The following is a 16,380-nucleotide window of genomic DNA, read 5'->3' as shown; positions in this document are numbered from 1 at the left end:
TATCAGAATCAGGAGTTTGTAAATATATGGCAGAACGGATAACGTACGGCAAGACCTGGTGGGGGCAGCAATGGCTGAATGCGCTGACGAATATTGATATGGCTAATCGCCTGCCACGGGGCAAAACCTACGCGAACAAAGGCGCCGTGCAAAACCTGGCGATCAGCGGTAATCAGATCAGCGCATCGATCAAAGGTGCCGCTCCCCGGCCGTATCGGACGAAATTGTCTGTACCGCTCTTTTCGGATGCCGAAAAAGGAAGCCTACTAACTGAAGTGCGTCGAAATCCGGCCATGCTGGCGCAACTGCTGAACCGAAAACTACCGCCGGAGCTGGTTGCTTTCGCTAATGACCAACGCATTGATTTGTTCCCGGAGTCGTTCCGGGACCTGGCGATGGGCTGTTCCTGCCCCGATGCGGCCGTTCCCTGCAAACACCTGGCGGCCGTTATCTACGTTATTGCCAACGAGATCGACCGAAATCCGTTTCAGGTATTCTTGCTGAAGGGGCTGGATATTCTGGCCGAGCTTCAGAAAGACCAGATTGAAACGGGGGGCGGGTCGCTGGAAAGTGTACTTTCCTTTCATGATCTGGGCACCGAAGATTTGCCCGACGACGAAGACTGGAAACCGGAAGCCGGCGTTCGGGCTTCGCTCGATTATGCTACCGTGCCTACTCTGACCGAGCAGTTGCTGGGTCTGCTGTCGCCGGACGTTACGTTTGCCAAAGGCGACTTTTTTAAATCCCTGACCAAAGCGTATCGACTTTTCAGCCGCCCGGTGGCCGAAGAAATTACCGGTGAATTTGCGAACCCTGATCCAAGCGACAGCATCGAGTTGCAGCTCGATGAAACGATGAAGGTTAAAAAGATCAGTGTGTTCAGCGAGCATGGCGACCAGCGGACATTGGCTGATTTCTCGATGAGTAACCTGACGCATTGGCTTAGTACGTTGACCGATGCCGACTGGGACGAAATGAGTGATTCGGTCCGGGCGCTGTACCTGACGCAGCAGTTTTCGGCGGTATTGTTACGTCGGGGGGCGGTGGTGCCGCAATTGCTCCGGGTTGGGGCAGCCGAAGAACAGTACCGGGTGCGCTGGATGCCCGCTATCGTCAACGAAAGTGTTCGTCGGCTGACCCAGCAACTCGCAACGCAGTTGCCACCCACGTTGCTAACCGTACGCTGGCAAAAAGAATGGCTGGCCCTGCCGGATGAGCAGCAGGTGTTAACGCTATGTTCGCTGTTCCTGCGCCGGACGATCAAACCAACCACCATTGAGCTTTGGGAACGCTGGCCACTGGAAGATGCTGATCGGTTGTTCTTCGGGGTGGAAACGTTACGTTTTGAAGGTTTTGGCCGGAAGGAGATGCCGCTGGCCATTCAGCTTTGGCTCAATGATTTCTTCCTGACGCAGAAACGCTTTGTACCCATGCTGGTCGTTGAGGACAGCGAACTCGGGACCGAGTTCCGGCTGAGTTTGCTGATTCGAGACCGTGAGAGCACGGAAAATGCCCCCGTTCCACTACCTGAACTGCTGAGTCAGAAAAAATACGCCCGAATCCGGGTCGCCGTGTTGCAGGACCTGCTGGTACTGTCGCGCCACTTTCCGGATTTAGCTAAACTCACCCAAACCGACGGCCCCGCTTATCTGGCGTATGAGCCGGAAGCGTTCGTAAAGGTGCTGCTCGATACATTACCCCGGATGCAGTTACTGGGTATTTCGCTGCTATTGCCCCGGTCGCTGCAGCACTGGGTGCGCCCGCAGGCGGGGGGGCGGCTGAAAGCAAAAGTGACTGCTACGGATGCGTTCATGCGGCTGGATGACATGCTGACTTTTGATTGGCAGGTGGCTCTGGGGGATGAGATGGTCAGCGTAAAGGAATTTCAGAAGCTGGTGAGTAATTCGACCGGCCTGGTTAAGATCAAGGATCAGTACGTGCTGATTGATCCCAACGAGTTGAGTAAACTCTACAAGCAACTTGAAAATCCCCTCGAACTAACCGGCTCTGACCTGCTCAGAGCCGCGCTGACGGAAGAATACAAAGGGGCACGCCTGGGCCTTTCGTCCGATGTTCGGGCGCTGATCAAGCAGTTTACCGATAGTCCGGCTCAATCATTACCCGATTTTCTGAACGCGCAGCTGCGGCCCTATCAGCAGCGTGGGTACGACTGGCTGGTGAAGAACACCGCGCTGGGAATGGGAAGCCTGCTAGCCGATGATATGGGGCTGGGTAAAACTCTGCAGGTCATTACGTTCCTGCTCAAGCTGAAACAGGAAGGCCGCTTCAAAAAACAAAAGGGGCTGGTGGTATTGCCCACTACGTTGCTCACCAACTGGCAAAAGGAGGTAGCCCGTTTTGCGCCCGATCTGCGGGTGAAGATCTACCACGGCCCGAACCGGAAACTGACCGATAGTAAGGCTGGCGACGATGCGTACGATCTCCTGCTCACTACGTACGGTGTAGTACGCAGCGACCTGGAAACGCTGAAGAAAATGACCTGGGCAGTAGTCGTTATTGACGAAGCGCAGAATATTAAAAATGCTGATACCGAACAAACCAAAGCCGTAAAAGCGCTGAAAGCCCCGATCCGGCTGGCGCTGAGTGGTACGCCCGTCGAAAACCGGCTGTCGGAGTTCTGGAGCATCATGGACTTCGTGAATAAGGGGTATCTGGGCGGATTAACCAAATTCAACGAAGAGTTCGGGAAACCAATTCAGCAGGAACGCGATCAGCAGAAACTTGACCAGTTCCGGCGGATTACGAGTCCGTTTTTGTTACGTCGGGTAAAAACGGACCGGAGCATCATCAGCGACCTGCCCGATAAGATTGAGAACAACCAATTCTGTGCGCTCACGACGGAGCAGGCGGCTCTCTACCAGAGCGTGGTTCAGGAAAGTCTGCGCGCTATTGAGGACAAGGAAGGCATTGCCCGCCGGGGGCTGGTGCTAAAACTGATGACGGCATTGAAGCAGATCGGTAATCATCCGCACCAATACCTGAAACGGGGGAATGACGCACCCGCGTTATCCGGCAAAGCTACCTTATTGCTCAACCTGCTCGAAACCATTTACGCCAACCACGAAAAAGTGCTCATTTTTACCCAATACAAAGAAATGGGCGAGTTGTTGAAGCAGTTCATCCAGCAGGCGTTTGGTCAGGAACCGCTTTTTCTGCACGGGGGTACTTCGCGTGCCGACCGGGACGAGATGGTTGAGCAGTTCCAGAAAAATCGCTCGGATCACACCTTTATTCTGTCGCTGAAAGCGGGGGGGACAGGGCTTAACCTAACCCAGGCGAACCATGTTATTCACTACGACCTGTGGTGGAACCCTGCCGTTGAGGCACAGGCTACCGACCGCGCTTTCCGGATCGGGCAGACGAAGAACGTACTGGTGTACCGCCTGATGAATCAGGGAACGCTGGAAGAGAAAATTGACGCCATGATCCGCAGCAAAAAAGAACTCGCCGACCTCAGCGTCAAAACCGGCGAAACCTGGCTGGGGGATCTGAATGATGATGAACTTAAGGAACTGGTGAGTTTGGGATAAAAACAATAGCTTTATACCATGAGTACAGCTGTTCTAGAAGCCGAAGAATTACTAAATCGACTGTCGAAGGCCGAAAAGGCTCAGGTTCTCCAATGGATTGTGCAGGACCTGGGCAATACTTTTGCGGGCATTGAGCGCGAGCCCGGTGTGCTGGGGGGACAGGCGTATGTCGTTCGCACTCGAATTCCGGTGTGGCTACTCGAACAGACACGTCGACTTGGTGCTACTGAAGCTGATTTACTGAATGCCTACCCTGCTCTCCGAGCAGCTGATTTGACAAACGCTTGGGCATACGTGCGTGCGAACTCCGTCGAGATTTATAACGCCATTGCCGAAAACGATCTGGATTGATGGCTCGTCTGCTTGCTGATGAAAACTTTCCGAAGCCTGCCGTCGAATTCTTACGTGATCTGGGGCACGACATTCAAACCTTACTAGAGCTTGGGCTGGCTGGTCAGGCTATTCCTGATGGTGAGGTATTACGCCTGTCTACGTCAATGGATCGATGCCTGGTAACCTTGAACCGAAAAGACTTTATTAAGCTACATAGCCAACAACCTAAACACGCTGGTATTATCATTTGTAAAGTGGATGCTGATTTTCAAGCATTAGCCCAGCGCGTAGATGACTGCTTACCACAGGGGTTCCTAAACGGACAGTTGCTCCGGGTTCAGCGGTTGCCTGAATGAATAATCTCAACCGAACTCTGATCACACTGTATGGATTTTCTGCAGAAATGCCGCCAGCTCCATACTCCAGGCAATGCCGATGTGAATGAGCAGCCCACCCCAGATGCTGCGGGTACTCAGGGCCAGCATCCCCAATAGATAGCCGCCAAAAATGGACGAAATCGCTTCGCCCAATGGTCTGCCGAAGTGGATGGAACAGTACCAGACCACCATCGGCAACACGGCCCCCCGGCCCAGTACCTGACCCATACCGATAACCAGAAAGCCGCGAAAGAGTAGCTCGGTAGGAACAAAGTCCCAGCCGTAGCAAAGCTCATAGATTAAGGCTGTTACCCACTCGGAGACGCCGAAGAATTCATTGGCGTTCGTGTCATGATACGTCGGGTACGAAGCCAGAAAATCGGGCTGAACGGAAGCGAACGCAATCAGCGGAATCATTAAACCGAGCAGGACCGCATAGAGCGCCAAGCCTTTTTTACTGGGTGCCAGGCCATAAAAGCTAGATAACTGGCCCTGCGGCCGGTCGATGAATCTATAGAAAAGGTATAGGGGTAATATGATCGTCAGGATTGACTGAAGATTATGCAGGCAGTAGTACGCAAAGACGTAAATATGCCCGTCGAAGAGTTGCCGGCTCCAATGACTATGTGCGTAAAAACCAGAGTATATGGAGTAGCAAATCAGCGCGGTACTACTACGTAACCAGAACTTACGATTGCGCCACGGCTCCGGTCGTTGGCAGTAATACGACCAGATACCAACGCTACCGTAATAGACCGTTGCGTAAAGCAGAAAATACAGAGCTGGCCAGCGTGGATCGCCCTGGAACGCATCGATGTAAGAATCCTCCAGATCAAAGTAATAGTTGATCGTAAGGAGCAGGGCAACCCAGAACGTCATTGCTGCGTAAAGGCCCGGTCGGAAATCGGCTTGTATATGATCGCGGAGGTCGCGGAGAAGAGCCTTCATGGGTGGATACAGCAAACGGATAAGGGAAGTTGCGCCGACGGGGCCTGAATGAAACCCCTTTACCGCGAGTGTTAAAAGCGCCGAATGAACTGGGGTTACCCGGGCAAAAGATTCCGCAACGCTGGGGGAGTTGAGCATAAGTTGGTATCTTTTGGCCCACTACATGCTGGGATCTATCTACGCTGCTATGACCACCTTGTTTGTTGCTCACCGACTGGTTGCCCTCTGCCGCGAGGGACTTTTTCTGGATGCTCAGCTGGAATTGATGGCTGATACCTGTGTGCAGCTGGAACCGGTGACGAGTATCGCCGAAAATGTGTCGGGCCTGAAGGCTATTCAACAGAAGGAACGTCGGCTACAGGCTAACATTCAGGAACTACACAGCATCATCGTATCGGAGCCGACGATCGTTGGGGCTTTTTTCAGCGTCACCATGCACTTCGATCTGACGCTGTACGACCGGGGCCGGGTTCAACTGGAGGAACTGGTTGTGTACGAAGTACGACAGGGCAAAATTGTGCGGGAACAGTTCTTTTACTGAGTTGGTGATACGCTGCGATGGTCGTAACAAGAAAAAGCCCTTCCCCGCATTGGGAAAGGGATTTCGATTTAAAAGCCTTCGCGTTCGGCTTCTTTATCTTTTTTCTTCTCTTTCTTTTCTACCACTTTCTGACCCGGCTGCGGCTTGGGTTTTGGAGCCGCTTTGACTTTCGTTTTGTACTGATCCAGATAACGGTCGACAAACATGGTTTTCTCATCGATCGTAGCGGGTACTACTTCAATCGTCGCCTTGGCGCTGTTTTTCGAACCGGCCATCAGCTTGTCGTTTGTTTCCTGATCAGACGTAATGATCGCCAACTGACTGAGCGAACCCGGACCGTTGCCCGGTTTGAAATCATAAAAGACCCAGTGATCGGGCGAGGCTTCCAGATAAATGCTGGCTTCATCGCCATTGACCGATTTGCGGATTTCGACAAAGCCGTCCATCTGGGCATTGATGTCGGTAGCCGCTACGTTCGAAACGCCCAACTGGCCTGTGCTGTAAAAGCTATTGAATTTGTTCGACCAGCGAAGATTGGCGTTGGCCAGTACCAGCGCTACGTTCAGTTTTGGCGAAGCCAGGTTGAGCGCTACGTGTTGGTTCTGGGCCTTTGTCCGGTACGCATCAACGGCCTGCTGACCAATTAAAGGTGTTAACTTATCTGACAGGCGGTTCAGATCATCATCGGCCGCTTCGTCATTGCCTTCCTCCTGATTGGCTGCCACCAGTTTCGCGCCGATGCTGGTGTTTATCGCTTCCGGAACCGGGAAGGTAAACGCTAACAATGTATTCAACCGATACGTACTGCTATCGATATTCATTCGCGCCGAGCCCGACGACATCAGGTATTCGGCCGGAGCCGAGTTAAGCAGATTGAGCTTCCCGGCAAAGGTCATAATTCCCTTCGGATCGTTGAACGTAAAGACGTTACTGGATACTTCGGCGCTGCTGTCTACGGCGACGGCTTTATCGTCGCTGCCTTTCGAAACGATGCGGTAGACCTTGTTCTTTTCGTCGTAGCTCATGACCCCGGTTGCTACAAACAGGTCGCCGTCGCGGTCATCCTCCTTGGGTGAGAGGAACGTTGGGTAAAGGCCCGCGCTGCCTTCCCGGTAATGAAGACCGGCTACCAGTTGCTGACCACCTTCGTTTTTCAGGCTCTTATCTACTTTTACCTCCAGTCGCTCGGCCACCTTTTCCTTGAACGGAATCCAGCCGCCAATCAGATCCGGTCGTTTTTTGAGGGCAGGTTTGATGGCACCTTCCAGCGCCAGGTCTTTTTCGGGTGCCTGCATAAGAATACTACCTTTGAACAGCATGTTCGGCGCCAGTTGCAGGTTATCCATTTCGTCGACCTCCGCGCGTGCTACGGTAAAATAGGTCGTCGTTGCTTTAGCCGACGTTTTTCGGCGGGTCGCTTTGCTGGCATCAGCCGTCAGGACCGGTGCTTCTTTCAGTTCAAAGCTACCCATTTTGATGCTGGCCGTGTCGCCGGTTGCCGTAGCAAACTGGTAAGTAGCATCGCCCGCAAAACGAGTTCTGGACAGGACCTGAATATTACCCTGCTTGAGTTTGTGAAACAGACTGATCGTGTCCAGTTCCAGGCGGGCGTTTTTCAGGGGCATCATCTCGCCGTTGCGTTTAATGGCAATTAGCCCTTTTTCGGGAAAAATGCGGGCGTCGGCTGACGTTACGTAGGGAACGCCACTGATGTTCAGCGTCATCTTGTCGATGTCGTACAGGGCGGCCCCGCCGTTAAAGGTCAGCCCTTCCTGTTCGTCGGCGGTAGCCGTAAACGTTGATGTCTTGACGTTGCCTTTCATGGCAATCGTCTTTGCGTTCAGGTTCCACTGCGCCTGATTGATGTTCGTTTTGTAGGCCGCAAACGGGAACTCCATCGACGGGGCAATTGAATCGGTTATGCTTTCCTTTTTGTTGATAGCCAGCCCGACAATGCCTTTGATCTGGTTGAAGTTTACATCCAGATCTTTCCCCAGCAGAATAGGCTTGCCCGCCTGCTGATCGGATGTGATGGTGAATTGGGCTTCCTGCGCCAGAAAACCATCTTTGTTGAATTTGATGCTCTTGGAAGACGCTTCCGAATCTTTCCGACGTAGCGTTCCGTCGCCAAACAGCCCTGTAGACCGTGCTACCAGCTTCCCTTCCAGATTCGTGGTTGCGTTGTAGAAGTTGAAGTTGTTCTTCGAGGTGGAAATGATCATGCTGTCCGATTTGGGCAGCCACTTCAGGTTATAATCACTAAACACTACCTGCGGAAAGTACGTCTGCGACGCCCCCGCCTTACCAACCAAACCCTCTTTAATTTCGCCTTTATCACCCGAAGCAATCAGCGAATCTGTGGTAAACAGCATCTTCTGATTGTTCAGCGTGGCCGTCAGGTGGTTCAGCACCCCTTCCGCTCGCAGACCGCTTTTATCCATCGAAATCTCGCTGGTAAACTTAACGTTCGACTTGTTGCCGTACACTGGATAACCCGTTGCCGGGGCTTTGTGTACGAACCCCAGCGTATTATCCGGCATCGTCTTCAGCTCAGCTTTGAACGGCGGCAGTATCCCGTCCGAGTAGAACGTACCGATAAAGGAGATGTCGCCCTGACCAATGCTGTCGTTGTCGATTGCCGGGATCTTAAAATACACTTTCTGGTTGTACGCCAGATTTCCCCGAATCGGCTGGTTGAAATAAACCGTCATCCCTTCGGGCATCACCAGGCGCTGAGTGTTCTTTTTCCCGGCAATTCGACCCGATTTGTTATCGGCGCTACCGAAATAAACCGTTCCCGGATTTTCGTACTTGATGTCACCCCCAACTTCCCCTTCTTTCCCCTGAGCCGCCAGTTTTGCCGACGAGAACGTAATGGAGTCAATCTTGTTCAGGTTCATGGCAAACTTGTCGTAATCGAACTTCAGATCACGACCGGCGTACCGTAATGTGCCGGCTTTTAACTGGCCATTAAGGGTAAAAGCCCGTCCTTTACCAACCCGTAAGGTTTTATCGGAAGGAACACCGTAAATCTTCAGGGAATCAGATAAAGTAAACCGGTCGACCCCGCGAATCGTCAGCACCTTATCATCGAGGTTGATGCTCGCGTTTTTGGTGCTGTCATTGGAGGCAAACAGCGACTGAACCTGGAAATTGTCGTAATCCCGCTTCTGCGTGTAAGCCAGGATATACAGTGCGCCTTTCCGGCTAAGCCGCATGAGGCCCGTCCTGTCATCGCGGTCCAGATAACCTTCCAGTATCATTCGGTTCAGCGCTCCCCGGAGTGCAACCGGACTTACTTTGGCAGATTTGATAAGGTCGTCTTCCAGAAACGTCTGCTGCTTCTTCGTCGATATGTAATTACCCACAATCTGCAGCGGGTGAAAACCGTAATCGACGGTTAAATCGGAATAGCGCTGGGGCTGAAAATAATCGAAGGATTCGAACCGGACCGGTACCTCGCGCTTGGCTCCAACCTGGTAGAAATCAACCTTCCGGCGGGGGAGATCCCAGCGGGTTACTTCGGGCAGAATATAAAATTTGTGGTAGGAGTCGGCGTACGGAACACGGGCGTATTCTGTGCGCTTTGCCTGATTCAACCAGGCTACCCGCGTAGCTTTGTCGAATTTGAACGCAACCGCCGGGTGGGTGATGGAGTCGGTATCGACATAGCCCGTAAAAGCGACCGACTGCGCGGTAATCAGCGAATCCCGGAAATCAAACCGGCGGCTAACGGCTTTAAAGGCAGGCTTGCCCTTGTGTTTGACCGTCAGCACGGCGGGCTGGCCACTGGCCGACGAACCGAGCAACTGCGTACCTGATAATGCCAGGCCACCCTGGTAATCAACGTCGGCACCCAGGCCGGGAATTTTTACGTCGTTCTGCCAGGACATAAACCGGGGAGACGTAATGGGCGCGTTCTTTTTCCGGCTGACGTACTCAAACACGCCTTTGATGGGTTTCGTAGTGCCGTAGGTCAGCGTCACATCATCGGCTTCCAGACGCGGATTCATTGTTGCCAGCGCATACTCGCTCAGCGTGACAAAGATGTCAGGCCGCTCGACCAGTTCCCAGGTGAATTTGCCGCCTTTCCCGACCAGCAGCCCGTCTTTAATAGCCAGATCACCTGTGGTGTTAGCCAGCACAGCCGAGTCACCACCAGCTACTATGGCCAGCGAAACACCTTTCAGGGTTAACAGCGCGCCCGATACGGTCGGAATAGGCCGACGTTGGGGAACGTACTGAACCCCCAATGAACGAACCTGCCCCGAGTCGCCGGCAACGGGATCTTCCCAGCCATCAAAACGCGACCGTTCGGCCGCTGCTTTGGCTAGCGCGGCTGAGTCGGTTGGCGTGACTGTGCCCGTCGCGGCTGTCGGCTGCGTGGCATCGGCATAGCGGAACTCGAATGTCCCCCCCTGCGCATACAGCTTGTTGTAATTACTGGCGTAAAGTTCGCGCCGTTCCAGAAAGCGCCGAACCGTTTCCAGACTACGGGCGTAAGTCTTGCTGTCGGTCGTTTCGAACAGCTTTTCGTCGACGGTCAACAGACCATCAATCGCCGGAGCAGACATGGCAGGCTGCTGGGTTGTCAGACCGGCGTACAGGGCTTCGTAAAGGGGCGTAAAGAACGTAGCAGCAGGCAGCCGCTTCTGGTTCATCTTCAGACTCAACGTAATAAGCCGGGTCTGCTGCTGCGCCGACAGCCGGTTCTCCGACCAGATGGTTTGGAGGTTCGTTCCGGCCCGAACGGCGGCTGGCCCACCGGTCGCCATCAGTTTCTGTACGTCGGTAATAAACTGCTCGGGTTTGTCGGATAGCTTGACCGCCTGGGCGTGCGCGGCAAACGGTATTGCCAGCAGCAGAAAGAGGTAGAAATTACGGTTCATCATGGTATGTCATTAGCCTCGGCCAGCCGGCTACGCCAGTTTCTATTTAGAAAACGCCAGCGAGGTCCACTGATTTTTACCGAGCTGTTTGATTGTTGTCAGCCCCGATTCGTGGGCTTTTTGTTCAATATCGGGTGCGTCGTGTTCGTAAAAACCACTTACTACCAGTTTTCCGGTTTGTGGCATCAGGCTGGTGTAGATGGGGATTTCTTCCAGCAGGACGTTCCGGTTAATGTTAGCCAGCACAATGTCATAACGCTCAACGGGATCAACATCAGCGATCGTTCCCTGAAAGACCGTAACCTGCGGACAATCATTCAGTTCGGCGTTTTCCCGCGCATTTTCCACCGCCCATTCTTCGATATCAAAGGCAACGACCGACGTAGCCCCCATTTTTGCCGCCAGAATGGCCAAAATGCCGGTGCCGCTGCCAACGTCCAGCACGGTTTTGCCGGCAAAATCAAAGGCAAGCTGCTGTTCCATCATCATAGCCGTTGTTTCGTGATGACCTGTTCCGAACGACATTTTCGGGTTGATGACAATGTCATAACGAAACCGGGCCTCCGGTTGATGAAAGGAGGCCCGGACCCGAACCTGGTCAGCTACTTCTATCGGCTCATAATCCCGTTCCCACTCAGCATTCCAGTTTCGTTTTTCTAACGAACTCACTTCATAGACTATTGCAGTTTGCGGTTCGTATTTAGCCACTAATTCCTGGAGAGCCGACGCATCAAAATCTGATTCGATGATGTACGCATTGAGGCCCTCGTCGGTTTCGACAAACGACTCAAAACCAAGCTCAGCCAGCTCGGCCATTAAAATATCCGTGTAGTCAGGAGAAATTTGTACTCGTAGTTCGATGTAATTCATACGTCAAAGTAACGAAAAAGGACAGGAGGGTGGGAAGAGAAAGAAATATTCAAAATTTCGGGTAGCCTTTCCAACCTTTTGGCAGCCAGATTGCCCTTTCGATTGAAGCCATTACCAACCATGTTCCGCTTGAACACCTTTCCTAACGATCCTAACGCAACCGAGCCAAGAGCCACAGGCCCGGTTCCTGTCGGGCCTGAGCATACCCGGTCAGACAGGACAATAACGGACCCTGTTGAGCGGGATCTGGTAGCGCGATGCCTGTTTGACGGACCGCTGGCTGATCGACGCCTGGCGCAGCGACAGCTGTTTGAGCGCTACAAGCGGGCTATGTTCACGACGGCCTATCGGATTCTGAACGATTACGACCATGCCAACGACGTATTACAGGATGCTTTTGTGGATGTATTTCGGTCCTTAGGGCAGTTTCGGTTTCAATCTACGCTGGGCGCCTGGATCAAAATTATTGTGGTTCGCCAGGCACTTCGGAAACAGCAGCTGGAAGGTCGTTTTCTGACGCTGGATGAAACCATGCACGATCAGCCTGCACCCTGGCGGGATACAATTACGGGGGCTGAGCTTGATGCCGCCATACGAACCCTGCCCGATGGCGCCCGAACAATTTTCCTGCTGGTGGAGGTAGAAGGCTATGCGCATAAAGAAGTGGCCGAGCTGCTCGGCGTTTCAGAGGGAACATCGAAGTCGCAGGTGAGCTACGCCAAAAAACTATTAAGAAAACGCCTGTCATGAACGATCTTTTTTCACAACTCCCCGAAAACGACCCGCGGCCCGATCTGTGGAATCGTATCGATAAGGCGCTGAATGATCAGGAAGATGCGCAGGAGGCACCATTTCAACACGCGCTGGACAACCTGCCACAATATGAACCCGATGCGGGCATGTGGACTGCAATCGAAAGCCAGTTGGCGGAACCTAGTGCCCTAAAACGTTTTCCGTTTACGGTTCACCGGTCCGCATGGCAGTGGCTGTCGGTAGCCGCCGTAGTTCTTCTGGTAGGAAGCTGGCTATTGATACGCTTAGCCTCAACGGAACAGGTTCATATGGAATATGCTACTGAAACAGCCAGGCCTGTTCCTGCTCTGCCCGCTCCCGTTAGCTCGGACGAGGAAGCGTTCATCGCCCGCCAATGCGCTCAACAGCTTCCTGTATGTCAACGCCCCGAAGTCCACGAACTGCGTAACCAGCTCGCCAGTCTGGCAATCGAAGAGGAACGGATTCAGCAGGAACAGCAAACGTTTGGCGACGACCCGGCATTGATCCGCGCTCAGATAAAAGTAGCTAATCAGCGGGCTGAGGTAACGCGGGAACTCATTACGTTACTGCGCTCATGAAAGTATACATGCTAATACTGCTGCTGACAGGAGCTTTCCTATCGGGCTGGTCGCAAACGCCTGTTCAGGTAGTGACGAAAGTGGTGGAGAAAGAATTTTCGTACACCGAAGGCGTACAGCGAGTTAATCTGAATGCTCAGAAAGCTGATTTGCTCATTCGGGGGTGGAACCGGCCAACTGTTAGCGTAAAACTGCGCTTGATGGCCAAGCATCCCGATCGGGCTGTTGCCGAGCGCGAAGTCGCTTATCATCAGTACGTGTTACAGACCAGCGGGAATCAGATTGACTTGTCGAATCGGTTTGTCATTCCGCAACGGACGGGCAAGCTACAGAGTCAGCTCAAGGTCCTGTATGAAGTGAACGTACCGTACAAAGCCCTGCTCACGGTTCGTAACTCGTTCGGCGACATTCGGCTGAAGGATCTGGTTGGCGATGTCAGCGTAACGTTTGAATACGGAAAGCTGCAACTGGACGATATAGGCGGTAAACTGGCCATCACCTCTGCCTACGGCGACATTGATGGACGTAGCATCAACGCGATCCTGACAGGAAAAGCGGAGAAGGCCGATATAACACTGCGTGAGCTTGGGGGTAAGGTAAACTGGCAGAGTCGTTACGGTAAACTGACGATTACTCCCGTTTCATCGTTGACTCAGTTGCACATTGAAGCCATCCGGACCGATATACTGGTAACGGCCAAGCGCCTGACAGACTTCCGGTATGATGTCATTACTTCCTTTGCCCAAATTCATGTGCCTGAAACCGTTACTGATCAACTAGGTCGATATGGTGGTAAATACGTTTTTACGTATCAGCCAGCCGGGCAGCATCCTGAAATTTCTATACAAAACAGCTACAACGACGTGACGATTCAGGAGGAGAAATCACTGGTTGGGCGCTAAACTGACAGATTAATATTATTCCTTCTGTCCCATTCAACTATTCAATCGAATTAAAGTCTACAGTATATAAAACTTATCTATGAAAGCAGTTGTGTATATCATATTATTTAGTTGCTGTTCAATTAATTCGCTCTATGCCCAGTCGGATTCGATCCGGACTGAGTATCAAACCGAGGATGCTAAATTCTCTGCAGAAGAGTTAAAACGCTTCTTTCGGTACATCACCCGGGCAAATGTTGAAGAGAAAACGCTGATTAAGTTAGGTTTTTGGCCGGGTGGTGATCGCGGCAGTTTCAGTGAGGTCTACCGGCTGCGCGCTGGCCTGAATACAGAAATAGCCGTAGAACATAAAGTTAGTCCTTCATTCTCTGTATTGGGTGGCCTGGATGGATACTGGCGATACGCTCTCAATCGAAGGCCGACGGGATCTCTACCGGCTGGATTTGATCCAGACTTCATTCGTACGGTGGTGCAAATGAACTCCCTGGAAGTGCATTACAAAGCTGGCGTACGCTATTACTATAATATGGCTCGCAGAATTAAGCAGGGGAAGTCAGCCAACAACTTTAGCGGTAATTATTTCAGTGCGGTGTGGTCGTCGCCCGTCAAGCAGTTTCAATCAACTCATTTATATAATTGGCGAGACGGATCGCTTTTTAAATCGATAGAAAACTATCGGCTGGCTAATGGCATCGATACTGGCCGTCTTACCATTCTGTACGGCGTACAACGACGGCTTGGTCGGTTTGGCTATGTCGATGTGAGCGCTGGCCCAGAAGTGTTTTACCGAACCGGAGCAAATCCACAGGCAGCCTTGCAGCTGAATGCCTTAATCGGATTTGGGTGGTAGCAGACAAACTATCTATTGACTCAATACCAATCGGACCTGGCTTTGTAGTACCGATGCTGTTGTAAACAGACTAGCTCTAAAACGTTTACTTTTTGCCGTTTAATCAATTCAAAACAAAATATTATTAAGTCTATAAACATAATCTATTGTTTATAGTTGCGTCGATTTTTATATTCACAGAATCAACTGCCTGGCGGCTCTGCCAGCGCTAGACACCGTGACTGTAAACGATGACTTTAGGCCGATTTCTGATTGTATCTCTGCTATGTCTTGGGCTCAGCTTCCAGCTCACCGTTGCCCAGCCCCTTTCTCCTGACCAGGCCCGCGCCGACCTCACCTTTCTTAAACGTAAACTAGACCAACTGCATCCGGGCGTTGGGTATTACACCCCCCAGGCCCGAATGGAACAGCTCTACGACTCGCTGTATAATCAGCTTACGGCCCCGGTTGATTACCTGTCATTCTTCCATCACATCAGCCCGCTGGTTACGTCGATCAAAGACGGGCACACGAACCTGAACCACCGGCGGAATTACATCGGAAAAAGCACGCGCTACCTGCCGTTCTTTATCCGGTCGGTGGATGATACGTATTTCATCAGCCATAACGTATCGACCGACACGACTCTCCGGCGGGGAACCGAGCTACTAACGGTCAATGGGCGACCTGTTGCTGACATACACGCCGAATTGATGAACGCTGACCACTCGGGGTCTGATGGCGATAACAGCACGGGCCGTCGGCAGTGGAGCCTGGTTCAATTTGCGGACTACTACGCGTCCTGGTACGGCTGGGCCGATTCTGTCACTATTACGTATCGTCTGGCTAACAACAGCCTGACCCGGCAAACCCGATTAGCCTGCCCAACGCTCGATGCATTTCGATCAACAGTCCGACTGCGATACCGGAACGAAATCGATCGTCAGCCCAATCTCTCGGTTCGTGTCATTGATACCCTTACCCGAACGGCTGTACTACGGGTATCGTCGTTTATGGGGCTGAAAAAACGCGATCCGTTCCAGTGGGCCTTTAACCGGCGGCTGAAACGGGCTTTCAGACAACTTCGGGAGGAGAACATTCAGCACCTGATTGTCGACATGCAGGGGAACGGCGGAGGCATTGTGGCGAACTCGGCCGAACTGCTGCGGTACTGGATGCCGAGGAAGTTTGCGATCATGGAGCAGGAGGAAATGAAACGGGCTGCCCGCGCCGAACTGATTACCCGCTGGAATCCGCTGTCGGCCCTCAATTTCAGCCTGCGCTACAAAACCGATGCCCGGGGCGGGTTTGCCAGCCGGTCGGGTCGGCATCAGTACCATCCGTACAAACAGAATGCCTTCAAAGGAAAGTTGTATTTTCTGGTAAATGGGGCTTCGTTTTCGGCAACCACGTCGGTTCTGGCAAAAACGCTTGACGCGGGTCTGGGTACCTTTGTGGGCGAAGCCAGCGGAAGTGCATACTGGGGCGATTTTGCGGGCCATTTCAAGACCGTTACGCTACCCAACTCCCGCATTCAGGTACGTATTCCACTCAAAAAGCTGACTCACTCCGTTACTGCCGACCGTGCGAATGGATTTACGGTCGAACCCGACTTTACGGTCGAACGAACCTATAACGACCTGATGACCAACCGGGAATACGTACTGGAGTATACAATGGAACTGATTCGTCAGGGTGTCGTGGCCAATAGACCTCTAAAAAGTCGGCTATTGCAGGCCGCCCGTTAGCCGGAAAAGCCAACGAACGCTGTAAAGTCGTATATTTATA

Annotated in this window: 12 protein-coding genes; 9 read left to right on the top strand and 3 right to left on the bottom strand. The window is 52.4% G+C overall.

What is annotated here, in order from left to right; genetic code table 11:
- Positions 1 to 26: 26 nt before the first annotated feature.
- From HU175_RS02680 to HU175_RS02670, 3 genes are read left to right on the top strand one after another with little or no spacing between them, the layout of a single operon-like run.
- The gene (locus HU175_RS02680) at positions 27 to 3,551 is read left to right on the top strand and encodes a DEAD/DEAH box helicase (protein ID WP_176565114.1); all 3,525 of its coding nucleotides are present in this window, start codon (positions 27 to 29) and stop codon (positions 3,549 to 3,551) included.
- Positions 3,552 to 3,569: 18 nt separating this feature from the next.
- Positions 3,570 to 3,902: a DUF433 domain-containing protein gene (locus HU175_RS02675; RefSeq protein ID WP_176565113.1), complete on the top strand. Its 333-nt coding sequence runs from the start codon at positions 3,570 to 3,572 to the stop codon at positions 3,900 to 3,902.
- Entirely contained in the window at positions 3,902 to 4,240 is a 339-nt protein-coding gene (locus HU175_RS02670) for a DUF5615 family PIN-like protein (protein WP_176565112.1), read from the top strand. Before HU175_RS02675 ends, HU175_RS02670 begins: the two co-directional genes overlap by 1 nt.
- A gap of 21 nt (positions 4,241 to 4,261) precedes the next feature.
- On the opposite strand, the gene HU175_RS02665 is transcribed toward HU175_RS02670, so the two are convergent.
- Positions 4,262 to 5,209 (bottom strand): CPBP family intramembrane glutamic endopeptidase, encoded by a 948-nt coding sequence (locus HU175_RS02665; protein WP_176565111.1) that lies wholly within the window; start codon positions 5,207 to 5,209, stop codon positions 4,262 to 4,264.
- A 187-nt stretch (positions 5,210 to 5,396) separates the two neighbouring features.
- On the opposite strand from HU175_RS02665, the gene HU175_RS02660 reads away from it, so the two are divergent.
- Entirely contained in the window at positions 5,397 to 5,750 is a 354-nt protein-coding gene (locus HU175_RS02660; RefSeq protein WP_176565110.1) for a SnoaL-like domain-containing protein, read from the top strand.
- A gap of 68 nt (positions 5,751 to 5,818) precedes the next feature.
- Here the strand turns inward: HU175_RS02660 and HU175_RS02655 are convergent, their stop codons facing one another.
- Both HU175_RS02655 and prmA read right to left on the bottom strand, forming a co-directional pair.
- Complete coding sequence (locus HU175_RS02655; RefSeq protein ID WP_176569106.1) at positions 5,819 to 10,639, bottom strand: hypothetical protein; 4,821 nt, start codon at positions 10,637 to 10,639, stop codon at positions 5,819 to 5,821.
- A 42-nt stretch (positions 10,640 to 10,681) separates the two neighbouring features.
- Positions 10,682 to 11,509, bottom strand: coding sequence for a 50S ribosomal protein L11 methyltransferase (gene prmA, locus HU175_RS02650; RefSeq protein ID WP_176565109.1), 828 nt, complete (start codon positions 11,507 to 11,509; stop codon positions 10,682 to 10,684).
- Positions 11,510 to 11,638: 129 nt separating this feature from the next.
- Between prmA and HU175_RS02645 the strand changes: the two genes are divergently transcribed.
- The 5 genes from HU175_RS02645 to HU175_RS02625 all read left to right on the top strand — a co-directional run bounded on the left by HU175_RS02645 (position 11,639) and on the right by HU175_RS02625 (position 16,340).
- Positions 11,639 to 12,259 carry a sigma-70 family RNA polymerase sigma factor gene (locus tag HU175_RS02645; RefSeq protein ID WP_317167784.1) on the top strand — a complete coding sequence of 207 codons (621 nt, stop codon included), beginning with the start codon at positions 11,639 to 11,641 and terminating at the stop codon, positions 12,257 to 12,259.
- Positions 12,256 to 12,861, top strand: a complete 606-nt coding sequence (locus HU175_RS02640; RefSeq protein WP_176565107.1) for a hypothetical protein — start codon at positions 12,256 to 12,258, stop codon at positions 12,859 to 12,861. The genes HU175_RS02645 and HU175_RS02640 overlap by 4 nt, the downstream gene beginning before the upstream one ends.
- Positions 12,858 to 13,763: a hypothetical protein gene (locus tag HU175_RS02635; RefSeq protein WP_176565106.1), complete on the top strand. Its 906-nt coding sequence runs from the start codon at positions 12,858 to 12,860 to the stop codon at positions 13,761 to 13,763. Before HU175_RS02640 ends, HU175_RS02635 begins: the two co-directional genes overlap by 4 nt.
- A 79-nt stretch (positions 13,764 to 13,842) precedes the next feature.
- Entirely contained in the window at positions 13,843 to 14,613 is a 771-nt protein-coding gene (locus tag HU175_RS02630) for a hypothetical protein (RefSeq protein WP_176565105.1), read from the top strand.
- A gap of 230 nt (positions 14,614 to 14,843) precedes the next feature.
- Positions 14,844 to 16,340 (top strand): S41 family peptidase, encoded by a 1,497-nt coding sequence (locus HU175_RS02625; RefSeq protein ID WP_176565104.1) that lies wholly within the window; start codon positions 14,844 to 14,846, stop codon positions 16,338 to 16,340.
- Positions 16,341 to 16,380 lie beyond the last annotated feature (40 nt).

This window comes from Spirosoma sp. KUDC1026 (assembly GCF_013375035.1).
Classification (GTDB): Bacteria; Bacteroidota; Bacteroidia; order Cytophagales; family Spirosomataceae; genus Spirosoma.
Note: the sequence above shows the minus strand (reverse complement) of the source record. Positions and strands in the feature narration are given on the sequence as shown.